The sequence below is a fragment of the Haloferax sp. Atlit-109R genome (genome assembly GCF_003665865.1).
Lineage (GTDB): Archaea > Halobacteriota > Halobacteria > Halobacteriales > Haloferacaceae > Haloferax > Haloferax volcanii.
Genome location: NZ_QPLO01000001.1, coordinates 294,326 through 310,728 on the forward strand (window position 1 = coordinate 294,326; position 16,403 = coordinate 310,728).

Below are 16,403 nucleotides of genomic sequence, written 5' to 3' on the forward strand. Positions count from 1 at the left end.
ATAAAGACATTTCCGCTTAATGCAATTCCCCGCACCTCGCCACAGAATTGGATATTCGTAAAATTCTAATGCCCCCGGACGGTCTTTGGATGTAATGACGTACGAAAACCTCGACGCGAAGCTCATCAACGCACTCCTCGGCGACGGCCGAGCGAGCCTGCGAAGCCTCGCCGAAGAACTCGACGTGTCGGTCACGACCGTCTCGAATCACCTGCGAGATCTCGAAGACGAAGGCGTCATCGAGGGGTACACGCCCCGCGTCAACTACGACGCGCTCGGCTACGACGTGACCGCGGTCATCCAACTCAAAGTCGAGGGCTCCGCGCTCCCCGAGATTACAGAGCGCCTCCGCGCCGAAAAGCAGATGATTTCGGTGTACGAGGTCACCGGCGACTACGATATCATCGCCATCGGCAAGTTCCGCGACACCGACGGCATGAACACGCAGATCAAGAAACTGCTCACCGACGCGGACATCCGCGAGTCCAACACCTCGGTCGTGCTCAACGCCGTCACCGAAAACGAGCAGTTCGACCTCGACCTCGAAGAGTAACGCCGTCAGACGATTCGCGTTTTTACGTCGCGCATCTCCGACTTGCAGTAGGGACACCGATATCGCGTGTCGAAGCCGTCGGGCGTCGTCTTCGTCGTCGTCTCTATCTCGTGGACCGCCACGTCGCGTCCACACTCCCGGCACTGAACCGCTGGCATCGGTTCGTGTTCGTCGACTGGGCGGAATAAATCTACTGGCGTGTGCGTATAGTTGTCATCAAATTGTCTGTATCCGGACGGGAACCGCTTCGACTGGAGAATCTACGGTTTGCGGTCGATACGCTCCGTCCGAACCCCGCGTTTCCGGGTCGATTTCGGCGGCCGTTCGAAGGCTACTGTTTCGACTGGAAACCCCGATGACGTGGCGCGATTCCTCGGTGGATAAACTGGGGACGAAATGTTGCGAGTTTTCGCTGCCCGGCGGAGCCGGCGGTCCGGTCAGAACCCGTCTTCGAAGACGAACGTGCCGTCTCGCTGGACGACCTCGCCGTCGACCTCGATGACCGAGTCCTCGGACATATCGACGATCATGTCGACGTGCTCGGCGCTCTCGTTGAGTTCGTTGTCCGCGCCGACCGTCTCGGGGTACGCCGAGCCGACGGCCATGTGGACGGTGTCGCCCATCTTCTCGTCGAACAGCATGTTGTAGGTGAACTGGTCGATGCTGCGGTTCATGCCGATGCCGAGTTCGCCGAGGTAGCGCGCGCCCTCGTCGGTGTCGAACACGCCGTCTAAGACCTCCTCGTTCCCCTCGGCGGAGTAGTCGACGACCTCGCCGTCCTCGAAGCGGACGCGGACGCCGGAGACCTCGCGGCCCTGCCGGTACAGCGGCAGGTCGAAGTAGACCTCGCCGTTCACGGAGTCCTTCACGGGCGCGGTGAACACCTCGCCGCCGGGGAGATTGTGCTCGGCCGTGTCGTTGATGGCGGTGTTGCCGGCGATGCTCATCGTCACGTCGGTCTCGTCGCCCGACGTGATGCGGACCTCGTCGCCGTCGTTGAGGATGTCGACCAACTGCTGTTGGAGTTCGCCCTGCGCGTCCCAGTCGAGGGTGACGGCGTCGTAGACGAAGTTCTCGTAGGCCTCGGTGCTCATGCCCGCGAGCTGGGCGCTTCCCTTCGCGGGGTACTGGGTGAGACACCAGCGCTTCGAGAGCATCTCGCCCTGCACGGGTTTGTAGGCGCGCTTGTACGCGGCGTTCGTCTCCGGCGGCACGTCGCTCTGTTCGGTCGCGTTCGTCTCGCCGCGGACGCGGATGATGACGTCGGTCTCCTCGTAAAGCGCCAGCACGTGCTCGGGCGTCTCGTAGTCGTCGTCGCCGGCGCGGAGGAACGCGCGGGTGAACCGCGGGTTCGCGTCCATCGCGACGACGTTCGCGCCGCGGTCGCCGAGCAGTTCGTGGATGGCCGTGACGAGGTCCTCGGCCACCGAGGGCGCGGAGACGACGACGTTGTCGCCGGCCTCGACGCTCGTGGAGTGATCGACGATGGTTTGTGCGTGCTCGCGGATGCGCGGGTCCATACCGCGTCGTGTGTGTCCCCGGGGCAAACACCTTTCGAAGCGCAAATATTGCGGTCGCGGCCGGGAACGCCCCGCGGACCACCGATTATTTCTCCGTCGGCGCGGTCTCTCCGCGCATGATTGACCTCCGAAGCGACACCGTCACGCTCCCGTCAGACGAGATGCGCGAGGCCGCTCGCGACGCCGCCGTCGGTGACGACGTGTACGGCGACGACCCGACCGTGAACGAACTCGAAGCGCGCGCCGCCGAACTCGTCGGCAAGGAGGCCGCGCTGTTCGTGCCGTCGGGGACGATGGGCAACCAAATCGCCGCCCGCGTCCACGCCGACCCCGGGCAAGAGGCGCTCGTGGACGAGAAGGCGCACGTCTACAAGTGGGAGGTCGGCGGCTTCGCCCAACTGTCGGGCTTGCAGATCCGCGCCTACGACGCCGGCGAGCGCGCCGCGCCGACGCCCGCGCAGGTCCGCGACCACGCCCGCGAGGAGTCGCTTCACGTCGCCGGCACGGGCGTCCTGTGTCTCGAAAACACCCACAACGCCCGCGGCGGCGTCGCGGTTCCGAAAGCCGATATCGACGCCGCGGCCGACGCCGCCCGCGACCTCGGGATTCCCGTCCACCTCGACGGCGCGCGCCTGTTCAACGCCTGCGTCGCCCTCGACGAGGACCCGACGGCGATGGTCGAGCGCGTCGACACGGTGATGTGCTGTCTCTCGAAGGGGCTCGGCGCGCCGGTCGGTTCGATACTCGCCGGTCCCGAGGCGTTCATCGAGGAGGCCGTCCGCGTCAGAAAGCAGTTCGGCGGCGGTATGCGGCAGGCCGGGCTCATCGCCGCGCCGGGGCTCGTCGCGCTCGACAACGTCGACCGCCTCGCGGACGACCACGCGAACGCGACGGTCCTCGCCGAGGGTCTCGACGCCGTTTCCGGACTGTCGGTGCCGACGCCCGACACGAACATCGTCGTCGTCGACTCCGAGGGTGCCGGGCTGACGGCCGAGGAGTTTGTCGAACTGTGCGACGATGTTGGCGTCCTCGGCGGCACGTTCGGCCGGTACCACACCCGCTTTACGACGAATCTGAACGTCTCGCGTGCGGACGTGGAGCGCGCGGTCGACCTCGTCGCCGACGCGGTCGAATCGCGGTAGGTCGAGGGAAGCCGCCGCGAGTCGCGGTCGGCCGGTGGCGGCCCACTCGGTTCGTTCGGATTACAACTCGGGTTCGATGTAGACGAAGTGCACCCGGTCGTCGGCCGCCTTGAGTTCGTCCTCGATTTCGGTGATGTGGTCGTCCAGTTCCTCGGTGTCGAGTTCGGGGTCGAAGCTCACGTCGAGGGCGACGAGCAGCTTCTCGGGGCCGACGTAGCTCGCGCGGAAGTGGTCGATGTGGACGACCCGCGGGTCGTTTTTGACGATGTCGCGGAGCGCCTGTTCTTCGTCCACGGGGACGCTCTCACCGATGAGCAGGCGTTTGTTCTCCCACGCGAGCGCGATGGCGAAGCCCATGAGCAGTATCCCGATGAGGAGCGCCGCGCCGGCGTCGAACAGCTCGTTGCCCGTGAGCTCGGTGAGGCCGATGCCGGCGAGCGCGAGCACCGCGCCGACGAGGGCGACGGTGTCCTCCGTGAACGCCGTGAGCGTCGTCACGTCGCTCGTCTCCCGGAAGGCCTCGACGAGGCCGCTCCACTCGTACTCCTCTATCTGTCGGCGGAGTTCGGCGTTCGCCTTCAGGAAGGCGTAGCTCTCGAAGGCAATCGCCCCGAGGAGGATGGCGACGTTGACCAACACGGGCTCGATTTCGAAGCCGAGCAGGACGAGCGCCTCGCCGCCCCCGCCGTGGCCGGGGTGCATCAGGGCGTCGTAGCCGTGTTTGGCCGACTCCCAGCCGGCGATACCGAACAGCATCACGGAGACGAGAAACGAGTAGAAGAACTGCGACTTCCCGTGGCCGAAAGGGTGCGACTGCGTCTCGCCGCGCTTGCTGTCGCGGATGCCGATGAGGAGAAACACCTGGTTGCCGGTGTCGGAGATGGAGTGATACGTTTCGGAGAGCATGGAGGGACTCCCGGTCGCGAGATAGCCGAGGAACTTGAGGACCGCAATCGCCCCGTTCGCGAAGAGCGCGGCGACGACGACGGACGTACTGCCTGCCATGTCGTGGGCCACTCCCCCCGGCCGGATAGAGCTACCGACGGCGAATCGAGAGACGGACCATCCTCGACGGGCCGACGGGCGGACCGACGCCGCAGTCGGTAGGTTTCAATCCCTCCGGTTCCTAGCCCCACGCATGCTCGTCGTCGTCTCCGACACCCACAGCACGGACGGTCATCGCCTGACCGACAGAACCCTCGACGCGGTCCGCGAGGCCGACCTCGTCGTCCACGCGGGCGACTTCATGCGCGAGTCCGTCCTCGACGCGTTCGTCGACGAGGCCGACAGCTTCCTCGCGGTGTACGGCAACAACGACGGCTCCGAGATTCGCGACCGGATTCCCGCGGCGCGGAACGTCACCTACGGCGGCGTCGAGTTCGCGGTGACGCACACCCGCCGCGGCGGGAACACCGCGCTGTCGATGTTCGGCCGCGAGCGCGGGGCCGACGCGGTCATCTTCGGGCACAGCCACCGGCCGGGCTTCCACGGCACCGGGCCGATTCCGCTCCTCAACCCGGGGAGCCACGCCCAACCGCGGGGCAACCGCAAGGCGCACGCGGAACTGGAGGAACTGCCGGACGGCGGCCTCCGCGGGCGACTCGTCACGGTCGACGGCGAGACGTTCGAGACGTTCCGTATCGTCCCCGACGAATAGGGCGAAGTCCGGTGGAGGGCCGGAAGAAGCAGCGGGAACAGACCGGATCGGGTCTGTTGGGGGGCAGTCCGAGGCCGCGCGAGACGACGGGGAGAGGGGCAGGGGGCACGGATGGCAGCCCCGTCGTCGTCGGGGGCCACGCGCGACCTCGCACTCACTCCTACGGGTGAGGGTATCAAATACGCACCGTAAGCTCAAACAGCCGTTTTAGTCACGCAGCACGCCCACCGCGACCCACGCGAGAAGCACGGTCAGCCCGCCGAGGAAGAACAGCGTCCCCGGCGAGAGCGTCCCGATGGTCTCGGCGAGTCCGCCCGACCCGGACGTGACCCGCGCCGCGGTCTCCGTGGCCGTCTGCGCGGCCGTCGTGTCCGGAACCGGCGTCTGCGTCGGCGTCGGCGTCGGCGTCGCGGTCACGGTCTCCGTCGCGGTCTGCGCGGCTTCCGTCACGGTCGGCGTCGACTCGACCGCGGTTCGGGTCGCTTCCGCGGTCTGCGTCGTCGAATCCGCGGTCGTGGTCGCCTCGGCGATGCTGAACCCACCGCCGCCGTCGGTCGTCGCCGTCTCTGTGGCCGTCCTCGTCGGGGTCGATGCCGTCTCGGCCGTCGCGGGAGTGGCGTTCGCCGAATCGGCTGTCCGGGTCGCGTTGAGGTCGGCTCCCGAGCCGCCGCTCTGGCCGGCACCGGAGTCGCCCGCGCCGCCGGTCGAGCCTCCGAGACCGAACGGAAGCACCGACCCGACACGGGCGAACCGGTTCACGACGGCCGCGCCGATGCCGAGGACGCCGACGCCGCCGATGAGGCGCGTGAGCGCGCCCTTCAGACCCTTCGTCTCGTCTTCGCGCCCGGCGACGACGACGAGCGCCCGGTCAGCGGGCGTGTAGACGTTCATCTCGCGGCCCTTCTCGGAGTACCTCGTGTCCGCGACTTCGATGAGGCCCGCTTCCGAGAGGTTGCCGAGGTGGTACTGGACGTTCTGGAGGGACGTGTCGATTTCGGCGGCGAGGTCGGAGGGCGTCGCCGGCGACTCGTGGAGCGACGCGAGGACCGTCCGGGCGGTCGACGAGGAGATTGCGCCGAGGAGGTCGTCCGCCTCGTCGCTGTCGAGGCCGATGACCTTGGGGTCTCGGTCGTCCCGGTCGTCGTCCGGGTCGCCCGGGCTGGAGGGGATGAGGTCGGCCATCGAATCGGCGTTACTCACCGCTTCCCATGAGTGTTCGTATTCTTTCACGACGCCTCGCCGAAATTGCTATACCTCGTGCCCGCCGAACCCACCCACATGACCGACCCTTTGGTCGTAGACGGCCTCGTCGACTTTCTCGCGGGGAATCCCGTGTTCGTCGGGTTGCTCGCCGCGTTGTTGCTTTTCGTCTTCTTCGGCTATCTCCTCGTCCGGCGGACGCTCCTCGGACTGAGTGAGGGCTACGACGAGGCGCGCCGCCGCTGACATGGACCGGACAACTGCCGACGACCGCCGAGGTGTCGCCCCGTGGTAGCCGCCGGAACGCTCGCCACGTTCGTCGTCGCCGCGCTCGCCAGCCTGTTCATGGCGTGGGCCATCGGCGCGGGGTCGTCGGGGTCGACGCCGTTCGCGCCCGCCGTCGGAGCCAACGCCATCTCGGTGATGCGCGCGGGCTTCATCGTCGGCCTGCTCGGTTTCGCCGGAGCGTTTCTGCAAGGTGCGAACGTCACCAACGCGGTCGGGACGGAACTCATCGGCGGCGTCACGCTGACCGCGGGGGCCGCGGTCGTCGCGCTCCTCACCGCGGCGGTGCTCGTCGCAATCGGCGTCTTCGCCGGCTACCCCATCGCGACCGCCTTCACCGTCACCGGCGCGGTCGTCGGCGTCGGCCTCGCCATGGGCGGCGACCCCGCGTGGTCGAAGTACCAACAAATCGTCTCGCTGTGGGTGCTCACGCCCTTCGTCGGCGGCGGCGCGTCGTACGCGACCGCCCGACTCCTCCGCGCCGACGGCGTCTCCGAGCGGTGGACCGTCCCCGCGCTCGCCGGCCTCGTCGGTCTGCTCGTCGCCAACATGGAGTTCGCGGGACTCGGCGGCGCGTCGGGGTCGGCCTCGATTGCCCGTGCCGCCGCGGTCGAACTGACCGGTCTCGGCGTCCTCGGCGAGACGGGCTGGTTCGTCGCCGCCTCGCTTCTCGTCGCGCTCGCCGCCGCCGCCGTGGTCGGCCGCTGGGTGACGACCGACAAGACTCGCGGCCAGCGGCGCTTCCTGCTCGTTCTCGGCGGCCTCGTCGCCTTCTCTGCCGGCGGCAGTCAGGTCGGTCTCGCCATCGGGCCGCTCGTTCCCCTCCTCGACGTGGTCGCGGTCCCGCTCCCGGCGCTCCTCGTCGGCGGCGGACTGGGCCTCCTCGCGGGGTCGTGGACCGGCGCGCCGCGCATGATTAAGGCGCTCGCGCAGGACTACTCCTCGCTCGGGCCGCGGCGCTCCATCGCGGCGATGATTCCCTCGTTCGCCATCGCCCAGACCGCCGTCGCGCTCGGCGTCCCCGTCTCCTTTAACGAGATTATCGTCAGCGCCATCATCGGTTCGGGCTACGCCGCCGGCGGCTCGGGGGTCTCCGGGCGGAAGATGCTCTACACCGTTCTCGCGTGGATTGGCTCGCTCGCCCTCGCGCTCGGACTGGGCTACGGCGTCTTTACGCTCGCGTCGAGCGTACTCGGCGTGTGAACGTCCGTGCGCTCCGCGTCGCGCTTACCACCCTCGTGTCCGCGCTCTGGGCCGCCTTCGGCGTCTACCACGTCGCGATGGCGGTCGTGACCGGCATCTCGCTCCGCGGGTTCGCCTTCGGGACCGTCGGCCTCGGCGCGTTCGCGCTGGCGATTCGCTTCCGCGGACGGGCGCGACGGCTCGGCGACGGCACCGCCGACGCGACCGGACTGGTGGTTCTCGCGCTGGCGTCGCTGGTGCTCGTGGTGCTGTCGGTTACGCTCCTCGGATAACTCGCGGTCGGAAAACGGGTTCGACCGGGTGTCGGCGGTGGCGACTCCGTCGCGTCGTCAGGTCAGGTCAGGTGTCGGGCTCGACTTCCGCTTCCTCGTCGCCGCCGTTCTCCTCGTCGTCGTCGCCGTTGCCGTCGGCGGCTTCGATGCCCGCGTTGGTCCGGATGCGTGCTTTCATGATGCGCGTGTTGTCGACCTGCTCGATGCGGATGACGATGTCGTTGTAGCTGATTTCTTCGCCCTCCTCGACGAGGCGGCCGGCGCGGTTGAAGATGAAGCCGGCGAGCGTCTCGAACTCCTCGCCCTCGGGGAGTTCGATGTCGAGCATCTCGTTGACCTCGTCGATGTTGACCTCGCCGCGGACGAGGTAGGTGTTCTCGTCGACCGACTCGAACGGCTCTTCCTCGTCGCCTTCGAGGATGTCGCCGACGATTTCCTCGACCATGTCTTCGAGGGTGATGAGCCCCTCGGTGGTCCCGAACTCGTCGATGACGACGACCATCTGCATCCGGGTGTCCTGCATCTCGGCCATCAGTTCGTCGACGTTCTTCGACTCGGGGACGTGGAGCGTCGGCGAGACGATGTCGGCGATGCCGACGCCGCGTTCGCCGTAGTACTTCTCGCGGACGAGGTTTCGGATGTTGACGATGCCGATGATGTTGTCGAGGTTCCCGTCGTAGACGGGGACGCGCTCGTGGTCGGCCTGCACGCACGTCTCGATGGCCTCGTCGATGGTCGCGTCCTTCGGGACGGCGGTCATGTCGAGGCGGGGCGTCATGACCTCCTTGGCGATAGTCGAGTTGAAGCGGAAGATGCGGTCGAGCATCTCGCGTTCTTCCTCCTCGATGACGCCCTCGCGCTCGCCCGTCTCGATGAGGTTCTGAATCTCGTCGCGGGTGACGTACGTCGTCTCGATGGCGGTCTGCCCGCCGGTGACGCGGTTGACGAGCCGCGTCAGGTGGTCGAACAGGACGACGAGCGGGAGCAACAGTAGCTCGGCGTACTTCAGGGGGCGTGCGATACGGAGCGACCACGATTCCGTGTTCTCGACGGCGTAGGACTTCGGTGCGCTCTCACCGAACAGGAGGACGAGCGTGGTGATACCGAACGTCGAGATGAGGACCGACTCGCCCGCGCCGAAGTCGAGGACGGCGAGGAGCCCGGTCGCCAGCGACGACATCGCGATGTTGACGATGTTGTTGCCGACGAGGATGGTCACGAGCAGGCGGTGCGGGTCGTCTTTGAGCGACTTGACCCGCTCCGCGCCCGGAATCCCCTCTTCGACCATCGAGTCGACGCGGTGCTTCGCGAGCGAGAACATCGCGATCTCGGACGAGGAGAAGAACGCCGAGAGACCGACGAGAACGATAATCGCAGCCACGCCGAGGACTGTGATCGTCGTGTCGTCCAGCGGAATATTCGAGACCTGTGCGGCCGCGAGTGTCGAGGCTGGAGGTAACTGTATCGGCGGCAAACCCATGTAACTACACTGTCTTGCGCGGGACCGGAATTAAGAGTTGCCCTCGACACTGCCTCGGCCGGCGCGTCGTTCGTTCTCCCCGGTCCGGCCGTCGAACCGATGTTGCGGCGCGGATGCCCGCGAGCGAAGGGCTTAGGCGACGCTCTTCCTAACAGCCGCCCATGGCAGACGAGCAACCGGCGATTACGCTGTACCGACTGCAAGCGTGCCCGTTCTGCGAGCGGGTCGTCCGCACGCTCGACGAACAGGGTCTCGCCTACCAGTCGCGGTTCGTCGAGCCGATGCACTCCGACCGGAACGTCGTCAAGCGCGTCTCGGGCAAGCGCTCGGTCCCGGCCATCGTCGACGACAACACCGGCGTCACGATGTCCGAGTCGGCGAACATCGTCGACTACCTCGAACACACCTACGGGGAGGGAGCTTGATGCCGGAGTTCGACGTCGTCTCCCTGCCCGACCACGACGCCCCGTCCGTGGGCGACACCGCCCCGGACTTCACCCGCCCGCTCGTCAACGCGGAGTTCTGGGAGGACGCCGCCCTCTCGGACCTCACCGACGACGGGCCCGTCCTCCTCGTGTTTCACACGATGGCGGGCGCGTTCCCCGCGACGTACGTCTGGAACGAACTCCGCGACTGCGGCGTCCCAGACGAGGTACAGACGGTCGGCGTCTCCATCTCGTCGCCGTACGAGCACAAGTCGCTCCTCGCGGAGCGCGGCGTGGACGCCCGCCTGTTTTCGGACCCCGCGGCCGGCGTCGCCGCCGACTACGACCTCGAACACGACCTCGACGGCATGGCCGGCGTCACCGAACACCGCCCCGCCGTGTTCCTCCTCGACGAGGAGCGGACGGTCCAGTACCGTTGGGTCGCCGCGGAGTGGCCGGACTTCCCGGACTACGAGGGCATCGCCGACGCCCTCGACGACCTGTAAGCCGCTTCCCGACGCTCGCCGCGTCGACCGCATTCGCCCGCGCGGAATCGCCGTTTCGTCACGCTTTTTCGCCCGTTGCGCGTCGGTTCGTACATGAGCGACGACGTACAGCGTGCCGCCGCCGCCATCCGCCGCGGGGAGGCGGTCGTCTACCCGACCGAGACGGTCTACGGCATGGGCGCGGACGCGACGAACGCCGACGCGGTCGAACGCGTCTTCGACATCAAGGGCCGCGACCGAGACAACCCGCTCTCCGCCGGCTTCCCCGACGTGGACGCCGCGCTGGAGTTCGTCGAGGTCGACGACCGCGAGGAGGCCTTCATGCGCCGGTTCCTCCCCGGTCCGGTGACGGTCGTCGTGGAGCGACGCGACAGCCTGCCGGACGCGCTCGTCGCCGGGAAAGACCGCGTCGGCGTCCGCATCCCCGACCACGAACTCGCGGTCGACCTCTTCCGCGCGGCCGGGACGCCGGTCACCGCGACCAGCGCCAACCGCTCCGGAACCGGGAGCATCACGCATCCCTCGCAGCTCTCCGACGAGATTCGGGACGCGGTCGCCGTCGTCCTCGACGGCGGGACGACACCCGGAACCGAGAGCACCGTCGTCGACCCCGGCCGCGGCGTCGTCCACCGCCGCGGCGCGATGGCCGACGACATCGAGGCGTGGTTAGACGAGCACGACGACGCGTAACCCGACGGGCGCGACGACGAGGCAACCCTGAGCCACGGCGACCCGGAGTCACCGCGGACGCCGCCCTCATCGACCGAGTAACGACGACAGCGACCACGTTTTCACGCCGCAGCGCTCCCGATAGGTACAGGACTCGCATTTCGCGGAGTCGCGGAGCCGCGACGGGACGAAATCGAGGTCGCGGGCGACGCGGAGCGCCCGCCGATAGGCCGCCTTGTTCCCCGTCGTAAGCCTGACCGTCCGGACGACGCCGACCGCCGGGTACTCGACCAGCGCCCGCGGCACCGGTGCCTCGCGCTCCCACGCGAGCGCCTTCGCCAGCGCGACGGCCCTGACGCGCTGGGGCTCCCAGACGCCGCGCTCGGGCGGTTCGCCCGGCGAGACGAGCGAGGGAACCGGCACTGGCGGTCGGTCCCCCTCGCCGTCGGGCGCGCCGACGAGTTTGTGCGCGACGCCGCGGCAGTCCTTGCCCGCGAGGAGTTCGTCGCGGGCGACGGGGTCGGTGAGCGCGTCCCAGTCGTCGCGCTCGCGGAGTCGGGCGAGGCGCTCGCGGTACGCCGCGGGCGACACCGAAATCGGCCGCGACGCGAGTTCGTCGTCGGTCGCGTCGAGCAGGTCGGGGTAGTCGAAGGCGAGCGCGCGAACCTCGCGGACCGCGGGCGGCGGCGTTCGGTCGTCGTCGCGGCGGGCGTAGTAGAGCTGTCGCGGGCAGTACGCGGCGCGAGCGAGGTCGGAGGCGGCGACGAGAGCGGACACGGGAGGGCTGGACCCGGCATCGGACAAGAACGTTCGCGCGAGCGCGCCGCGGAGGCGGCGGGGCCCGAACCGGACTCGCGTCGTCTGATTCGCCGCCGTGCGTGAATTAATACGGTCGTGTCCCTTGGCTTACTGACATGGCATCGACCGCCGCCGGCTCGTGGCTCCGGATGACGCGGCCCGAACTCGCCGTGTTCGTCTCCGGGGTCACGAGCATGGGTCTGGAGATTCTCGCCGGGCGAATGGTCGCTCCCGAGTTCGGCAGCAGCATCTACACGTGGGGGAGCATCATCGGCGTCTTCCTCGCGGCGCTGAGCCTCGGCTACCACCGGGGCGGACAGCAGGCCGAACAGGCGTCGAACGGCGCGCTCGCCCGTGTCTTCATCGGCACGGCGGCGTACATCGCGGGCGTCATTCTCCTCGGCGACCTGTTCATCCAGTCGACCGCCGGCCTCCCCGTCCCGAGCCGATTCGCGTCGCTCCCCGCCATCACGCTCCTGTTCGGGCCGCCGACCTACTTCCTCGGCTTCATCAGTCCCTACGCGGCGGAACTCTCCGGGCGGACCGACGTGGGGTCGGCTTCGGGGCACGTCTACGCCGTCGGCACCGTCGGGAGCATCATCGGCGCGTTCGCCACCACGTACGTTCTCATCCCGTCCCTGAGCGTCACCAACATCGGACTCGTCTTCGGCCTCGTCTCGGTCGTGACGGCGCTCGCGCTCGTCCGACCCGAAATCGGTCGAGAGGAAGCGGTCTGGAGCGTCGGCATCGCCGCCATCCTCGTCCTCGCGTCCGCGACCGGCGGCGTCGGTCTCGACTCCCGCGGCAGCACCGTCTACCACACCCAGACTGCCTACCAAGAGCTTCGCGTCGCCGACGCGGGCGGGACGCGGACGCTCTACCTCGACGGCCAGCCCCACAGCGCGATGGACCTCGACGACCCGACGCGGCACGTCTTCGACTACACGTCGTACTTTCACGTCCCCTTCCTGTTGTCCGACGATATCGACCGCGTGCTGTTCGTCGGCGGCGGCGGGTTCACCGGCCCGCGCGTGTTCTTGGAGAAGTACCCGAACGTGACCGTCGACGTGGTCGAACTCGACCCCGAAGTCGTCGACGTCGCCGAGGAGTACTTCCGCGTCGAGGAGTCGCCGCGACTCAACGTCCACACGATGGACGGCCGGCAGTATCTCCGGGAGACGAACCGGACGTACGACCTCATCGTCCTCGACGCCTACCAGAAAGACAAGGTCCCGTTCCAGCTGACGACACAGGAGTTCATGCAACTCACGTCGGACCGCCTCGACGACGACGGCGTCCTGTTCGCCAACGTCATCTCCGCGCCCAGCGGCCCGGCCTCGCAGTTCTACCGCGCGGAGTACAAGACGATACAGTCGGTCTACCCGCAGGTGTACAGCTTCCCCACCGCCGGGCGCGTCGTCGTCCAGAACATCGAGGTCGTGGCGACGAAAGACGAGACGCTCGTGACCGCCGAGGAGCTTCAACGTCGGAACCGGAACCGGAATATCGGCATCGACCTCGCGGCCGAACTCACATCGTACCGGAACGACGAACCCACCGACGACGTGCCGCTCCTCACCGACGACCGCGCCCCGGTCGATAGCCTCTTGGACCCGATGGTCGGCCAACGCTACGTCGTCCAGCGGACGAACGAGACCGAACAGCGCGCGGCCGACAGGAACGCCACTACCCGGAGCGCGGTCGCCGGCACGGCCGTGAGGGCGGCGTAGGCGATGGTTCACGACAGAATCCACGCCAGAGAGCCGACGCACGACCGCGACCGCTGGACCGAGGGCGTCGTCGAGTCGACCGTCGAACGCGACGGCCATTAGGTTGCCCGCGCGCGCCCGGCCGGCAGCGACCGACCGGCTGACGAGGCGGTCGAACGTGCGGGCGACGGCTCGGTCGAACTGGTCGTCACCTTCGCGGTCCGCGACCTGTTTCTCCGCCGACTCGATGTCGACGCCGGCGAGCCGCCCGTCGGCTGTCGATTCTGGTATCGAACCGAGCGGCGGTAACTCTGCGGCCGCACACTCGACCTGACGGCCAGAAAAACGGGCCGGATGGGGGCGATGCCGGTTAGTTCGTCGCTTCGAGGGCTGTTTGATACATGCGCGGCCCGGCGACGGCGGCCGTTCCGAGCACCATGAGCAGAGCACCGACGCCGAGGCGCTGACCCGCGGCGACCGCGGACGCGACCACGCCGGTCACGACCGCGAGGCCGGCGAGGAACATGACCCCGCCGAGAACATCGAGCGGCTGGATTGACATCTCAGTCGAGACGTTTCCCGCTCGTTGCAAAAGTCTTCCCGCCGCCGTCTCGTGGTTCTCGTTCCTGCGGCCCTCTCCCGAACACGACATGCGGCACTCACGTATCAGGTCAGAGTCAAAATGGGACCGCCCGGGCTGTCCTTACCCATCAGTAGCCGACTCTCCACTACCTCTATCGGTCGAACTGAGATATTCCTACTCATGGCTCATTCAATCCGGAGTTTGTCCAGGTGAGGACGGCGGCGCAGCTCCATCCGTTCGCGCTGGGACGCTTTGTCGTAATGCTGTTCAATAACCTCCTGAGACGCATTCACGCGCTCCGCGGTCACCTCCGCAGGGAACCCGCGATCTCTGTGCCACGTAATCGAACCCGTTCGAATGTGGTGCGGTGATCGAGAAGACGGACACTTGCTACCCTGAGTGTATGACCCCGCGAATTCACAGGAATCCTTCTCGTACTCGTGCGGGCACGGACCAGCGACACACGGCTGGGTCGCCTGATACATCCACCCCCGAAAGCCGTTCTTCGAGATACGAGTCCCGTGGTGCGTCACGAACAGCGGAGAGCGACCAAAGTCGTCGTGGCCATCCGGCCGGAACTTCTCGATGTAGGTGTTCAGCGACTCGACGACCTCCGGCAAGAGCGAAACCGTACGTTCACCATTCATCTGATTCTTCAGCGGCGTCTCGGACTCCGGCCGGTGGACGAACTCGACGTACTGCTCATCGGGGTAGTAGTCGCGCAGATCGAGCCCGCGAAGGGCACCGAGGCGAGCGCCCGTGTGCCACGCGAGTTCGAGAACCGCGTGGAACCGAGTCCCGCGGACGCTGCTGTGTGACCGGTAGTGCCGAAGTAATCGAAGCGCGTCCTCGGGAACCAACATCGTGTCCCGCGACCGCTCCGACATCGGGACACTCGGTACGTGGACCTTCTTCGAGAGACCGTCTTCGACCGCCTCGATGCGTTCGAGGTACTCGATGAACCCGAGTAGCGTTTCCATCTCGCCATGGAGAGTGGGTGAGGCGATACCCTGACCAGCGCGAAAGGCCTCGAACTGCTCGAACGTCCACCCGTTCAGGTCAGAGACGCGCTCGATATTCTGGTCCTCACACCATTCGACCCACAACTTCAGACGGTACTTGTAGGTCTTGATGCTCGACTCCGAGAGTTCCGTCCCACGACGGTCAAGATAGCGGCGAACGGCCTCGCGGGGCTTGAGTTCTGAGGGTCCGTTCATGGCTCACCCCACCCGTCGAAGACAGACATGGCGCATCGCCAATGCAGGTAGTAGTCGTCGACATCGTTCCGGTCGGCGGTGAACCTGTACTCCGCTTCGACAGAGACGTAGTCCTCAGACGGATCGACTTCCATCCGACAGACCGCACACGTTGGGTAGTACGTCATCTGCATCCTCCGTCGTGCTCGGGGCAGACCGGAACCATTCGCGGATAATACTCGTCTTCGGTCGAGAGATCGAAGCCGTCGCACTCCGTTGGCTCCAGAACTCGCCCGCAGAAGTGACACTCAACCCACTCGGTCAGCGGATCGATGAACGCAGGACGAGTAGAATCGGCCTGCCCGCCGTCGGTCACGAGCTGACGTTCGACGCGGCGACACTCAGAGCAATGACCGTCGTCATCGAGATCGCGGAGTCTGTCGCACGCGCGGCAAGGCCGCCTGTGCGCGGGGCGGCTCATCTCTCGACCTCCAGCGCCGCGCACTTCCGGCAGACACTCAGGCGAGTCTCGGCATCGACACCGATCGCGGGGCGGAGGAGACAGACTTCACACGTGGACTCGTCGCTCTTATCAAACTGTACTGCATCGGTCGCTATGCGGGTGGCAATACCCGCGGTTTTGGCTTCCGTCATGGCTATTGACGGACCCTTCCTGAGAGCGGTGCTGGACCCACCGCGCTCAGGGCCTACAAAAATCATCTCCAGCCGACGGTATCTCTCAGGGTTCCGTGAGTCTACCATAACACTAACTGTGCATAAATGCACCGTTAGTTTGAGAGTAGATGTTTGGGTTGCAAAAGCACGATTCGTCGGCGATAGACCAAACCAGCGTATACGTACACGTAATGAGAAAGTCTGCATCGTGGATGACGATCTGGGACGACCGAATCCTCGAGTGGGCACGGGAACACGAGTCGGCGAGCGCCGCCGCGATGAAAGACACCGAGTACTTCCAGGTATCTCGTTCGTCGCTCTCGCGGAGACTCTCGAAGCTCAACGAGAAAGGGTTACTCCAGCACCTCGGGAATGGTGTCTACGTCATCACGGCTACCGGCGAAAGCTATCTCGAAGGAGAACTCAGCGCTGAAGAACTGAACGGCGAGAATGGTGAAGAGGGCTCTGCGTCTGCGTGACTCAATCTGAGATGCGGAAGTCAGGCGACTGGATGACCATCTGGGATGACC

20 protein-coding genes and 1 pseudogene are annotated in these 16,403 nt (G+C 66.8%); 12 read left to right on the forward strand and 9 right to left on the reverse strand.

The annotated features are described in order from the left end of the window. Positions 1–94 precede the first annotated feature (94 nt). Positions 95–553 carry an HTH-type transcriptional regulator Lrp gene (lrp, locus tag DVK03_RS01540; RefSeq protein ID WP_004045355.1) on the forward strand — a complete coding sequence of 153 codons (459 nt, stop codon included), beginning with the start codon at positions 95–97 and terminating at the stop codon, positions 551–553. A 5-nt stretch (positions 554–558) separates the two neighbouring features. Here the strand turns inward: lrp and DVK03_RS19915 are convergent, their stop codons facing one another. Together DVK03_RS19915 and DVK03_RS01545 are read right to left on the reverse strand one after the other, a co-directional pair. After that, entirely contained in the window at positions 559–711 is a 153-nt protein-coding gene (locus DVK03_RS19915) for a hypothetical protein (RefSeq protein ID WP_004045356.1), read from the reverse strand. A 279-nt stretch (positions 712–990) separates the two neighbouring features. Beyond that, on the reverse strand, positions 991–2,073 hold the full coding sequence (locus DVK03_RS01545) for an aminopeptidase (protein WP_004065470.1): 1,083 nt from the start codon (positions 2,071–2,073) through the stop codon (positions 991–993). Positions 2,074–2,189: 116 nt separating this feature from the next. Here DVK03_RS01545 and DVK03_RS01550 point away from each other — a divergent pair, with 116 nt between their 5' ends. After that, on the forward strand, positions 2,190–3,215 hold the full coding sequence (locus tag DVK03_RS01550) for a low specificity L-threonine aldolase (protein WP_115802067.1): 1,026 nt from the start codon (positions 2,190–2,192) through the stop codon (positions 3,213–3,215). 60 nt (positions 3,216–3,275) lie between these two features. On the opposite strand, the gene DVK03_RS01555 is transcribed toward DVK03_RS01550, so the two are convergent. Further along, the gene (locus DVK03_RS01555) at positions 3,276–4,220 is read right to left on the reverse strand and encodes a cation diffusion facilitator family transporter (RefSeq protein ID WP_115802068.1); all 945 of its coding nucleotides are present in this window, start codon (positions 4,218–4,220) and stop codon (positions 3,276–3,278) included. A gap of 133 nt (positions 4,221–4,353) precedes the next feature. On the opposite strand from DVK03_RS01555, the gene DVK03_RS01560 reads away from it, so the two are divergent. Further along, the gene (locus DVK03_RS01560) at positions 4,354–4,872 is read left to right on the forward strand and encodes a metallophosphoesterase (RefSeq protein WP_004065460.1); all 519 of its coding nucleotides are present in this window, start codon (positions 4,354–4,356) and stop codon (positions 4,870–4,872) included. A 207-nt stretch (positions 4,873–5,079) separates the two neighbouring features. Here DVK03_RS01560 and DVK03_RS01565 read toward each other — a convergent pair whose 3' ends face one another. After that, a complete protein-coding gene (locus DVK03_RS01565) occupies positions 5,080–6,054 on the reverse strand; it encodes a winged helix-turn-helix domain-containing protein (protein WP_115802069.1) in 975 nt (324 codons plus the stop codon). 96 nt (positions 6,055–6,150) lie between these two features. Here DVK03_RS01565 and DVK03_RS19920 point away from each other — a divergent pair, with 96 nt between their 5' ends. The 3 genes from DVK03_RS19920 to DVK03_RS01580 are packed head-to-tail and all read left to right on the forward strand — an operon-like array spanning position 6,151 to position 7,832. Further along, on the forward strand, positions 6,151–6,318 hold the full coding sequence (locus tag DVK03_RS19920) for a hypothetical protein (protein ID WP_006600765.1): 168 nt from the start codon (positions 6,151–6,153) through the stop codon (positions 6,316–6,318). 42 nt (positions 6,319–6,360) lie between these two features. Then, positions 6,361–7,560: an inorganic phosphate transporter gene (locus DVK03_RS01575; protein ID WP_115802070.1), complete on the forward strand. Its 1,200-nt coding sequence runs from the start codon at positions 6,361–6,363 to the stop codon at positions 7,558–7,560. Then, positions 7,557–7,832, forward strand: coding sequence for a hypothetical protein (locus DVK03_RS01580; RefSeq protein WP_115802071.1), 276 nt, complete (start codon positions 7,557–7,559; stop codon positions 7,830–7,832). The genes DVK03_RS01575 and DVK03_RS01580 overlap by 4 nt, the downstream gene beginning before the upstream one ends. A gap of 67 nt (positions 7,833–7,899) precedes the next feature. Here DVK03_RS01580 and DVK03_RS01585 read toward each other — a convergent pair whose 3' ends face one another. Then, positions 7,900–9,213 carry a hemolysin family protein gene (locus tag DVK03_RS01585; protein WP_006600764.1) on the reverse strand — a complete coding sequence of 438 codons (1,314 nt, stop codon included), beginning with the start codon at positions 9,211–9,213 and terminating at the stop codon, positions 7,900–7,902. Positions 9,214–9,473: 260 nt separating this feature from the next. Between DVK03_RS01585 and DVK03_RS01590 the strand changes: the two genes are divergently transcribed. From DVK03_RS01590 to DVK03_RS01600, 3 genes are all read left to right on the forward strand, one after another. Next, positions 9,474–9,737: a glutathione S-transferase N-terminal domain-containing protein gene (locus DVK03_RS01590; protein WP_004045367.1), complete on the forward strand. Its 264-nt coding sequence runs from the start codon at positions 9,474–9,476 to the stop codon at positions 9,735–9,737. Continuing rightward, the gene (locus tag DVK03_RS01595) at positions 9,737–10,243 is read left to right on the forward strand and encodes a redoxin domain-containing protein (protein ID WP_115802072.1); all 507 of its coding nucleotides are present in this window, start codon (positions 9,737–9,739) and stop codon (positions 10,241–10,243) included. Before DVK03_RS01590 ends, DVK03_RS01595 begins: the two co-directional genes overlap by 1 nt. A gap of 93 nt (positions 10,244–10,336) precedes the next feature. Further along, positions 10,337–10,933 (forward strand): L-threonylcarbamoyladenylate synthase, encoded by a 597-nt coding sequence (locus tag DVK03_RS01600; protein WP_049921818.1) that lies wholly within the window; start codon positions 10,337–10,339, stop codon positions 10,931–10,933. A gap of 66 nt (positions 10,934–10,999) precedes the next feature. Here the strand turns inward: DVK03_RS01600 and DVK03_RS01605 are convergent, their stop codons facing one another. Beyond that, a complete protein-coding gene (locus DVK03_RS01605; RefSeq protein ID WP_006600762.1) occupies positions 11,000–11,689 on the reverse strand; it encodes a hypothetical protein in 690 nt (229 codons plus the stop codon). 137 nt (positions 11,690–11,826) lie between these two features. On the opposite strand from DVK03_RS01605, the gene DVK03_RS01610 reads away from it, so the two are divergent. Then, positions 11,827–13,440: a spermidine synthase gene (locus tag DVK03_RS01610; protein ID WP_115802073.1), complete on the forward strand. Its 1,614-nt coding sequence runs from the start codon at positions 11,827–11,829 to the stop codon at positions 13,438–13,440. Positions 13,441–13,443: 3 nt separating this feature from the next. Beyond that, a pseudogene (locus DVK03_RS01615) lies at positions 13,444–13,728 on the forward strand (hypothetical protein). 61 nt (positions 13,729–13,789) lie between these two features. On the opposite strand, the gene DVK03_RS01620 reads toward DVK03_RS01615, so the two are convergent. The 3 genes from DVK03_RS01620 to DVK03_RS19925 form a co-directional block, all read right to left on the reverse strand. Further along, a complete protein-coding gene (locus DVK03_RS01620; protein WP_115802074.1) occupies positions 13,790–13,981 on the reverse strand; it encodes a hypothetical protein in 192 nt (63 codons plus the stop codon). A 206-nt stretch (positions 13,982–14,187) separates the two neighbouring features. Then, positions 14,188–15,219, reverse strand: a complete 1,032-nt coding sequence (locus DVK03_RS01625; RefSeq protein ID WP_115802075.1) for a tyrosine-type recombinase/integrase — start codon at positions 15,217–15,219, stop codon at positions 14,188–14,190. Further along, positions 15,216–15,386 carry a hypothetical protein gene (locus DVK03_RS19925; RefSeq protein ID WP_162471309.1) on the reverse strand — a complete coding sequence of 57 codons (171 nt, stop codon included), beginning with the start codon at positions 15,384–15,386 and terminating at the stop codon, positions 15,216–15,218. The genes DVK03_RS01625 and DVK03_RS19925 overlap by 4 nt, the downstream gene beginning before the upstream one ends. Positions 15,387–16,085: 699 nt before the next feature. Between DVK03_RS19925 and DVK03_RS01635 the strand changes: the two genes are divergently transcribed. Then, a complete protein-coding gene (locus DVK03_RS01635; RefSeq protein ID WP_004045377.1) occupies positions 16,086–16,352 on the forward strand; it encodes a hypothetical protein in 267 nt (88 codons plus the stop codon). Positions 16,353–16,403: the final 51 nt, after the last annotated feature.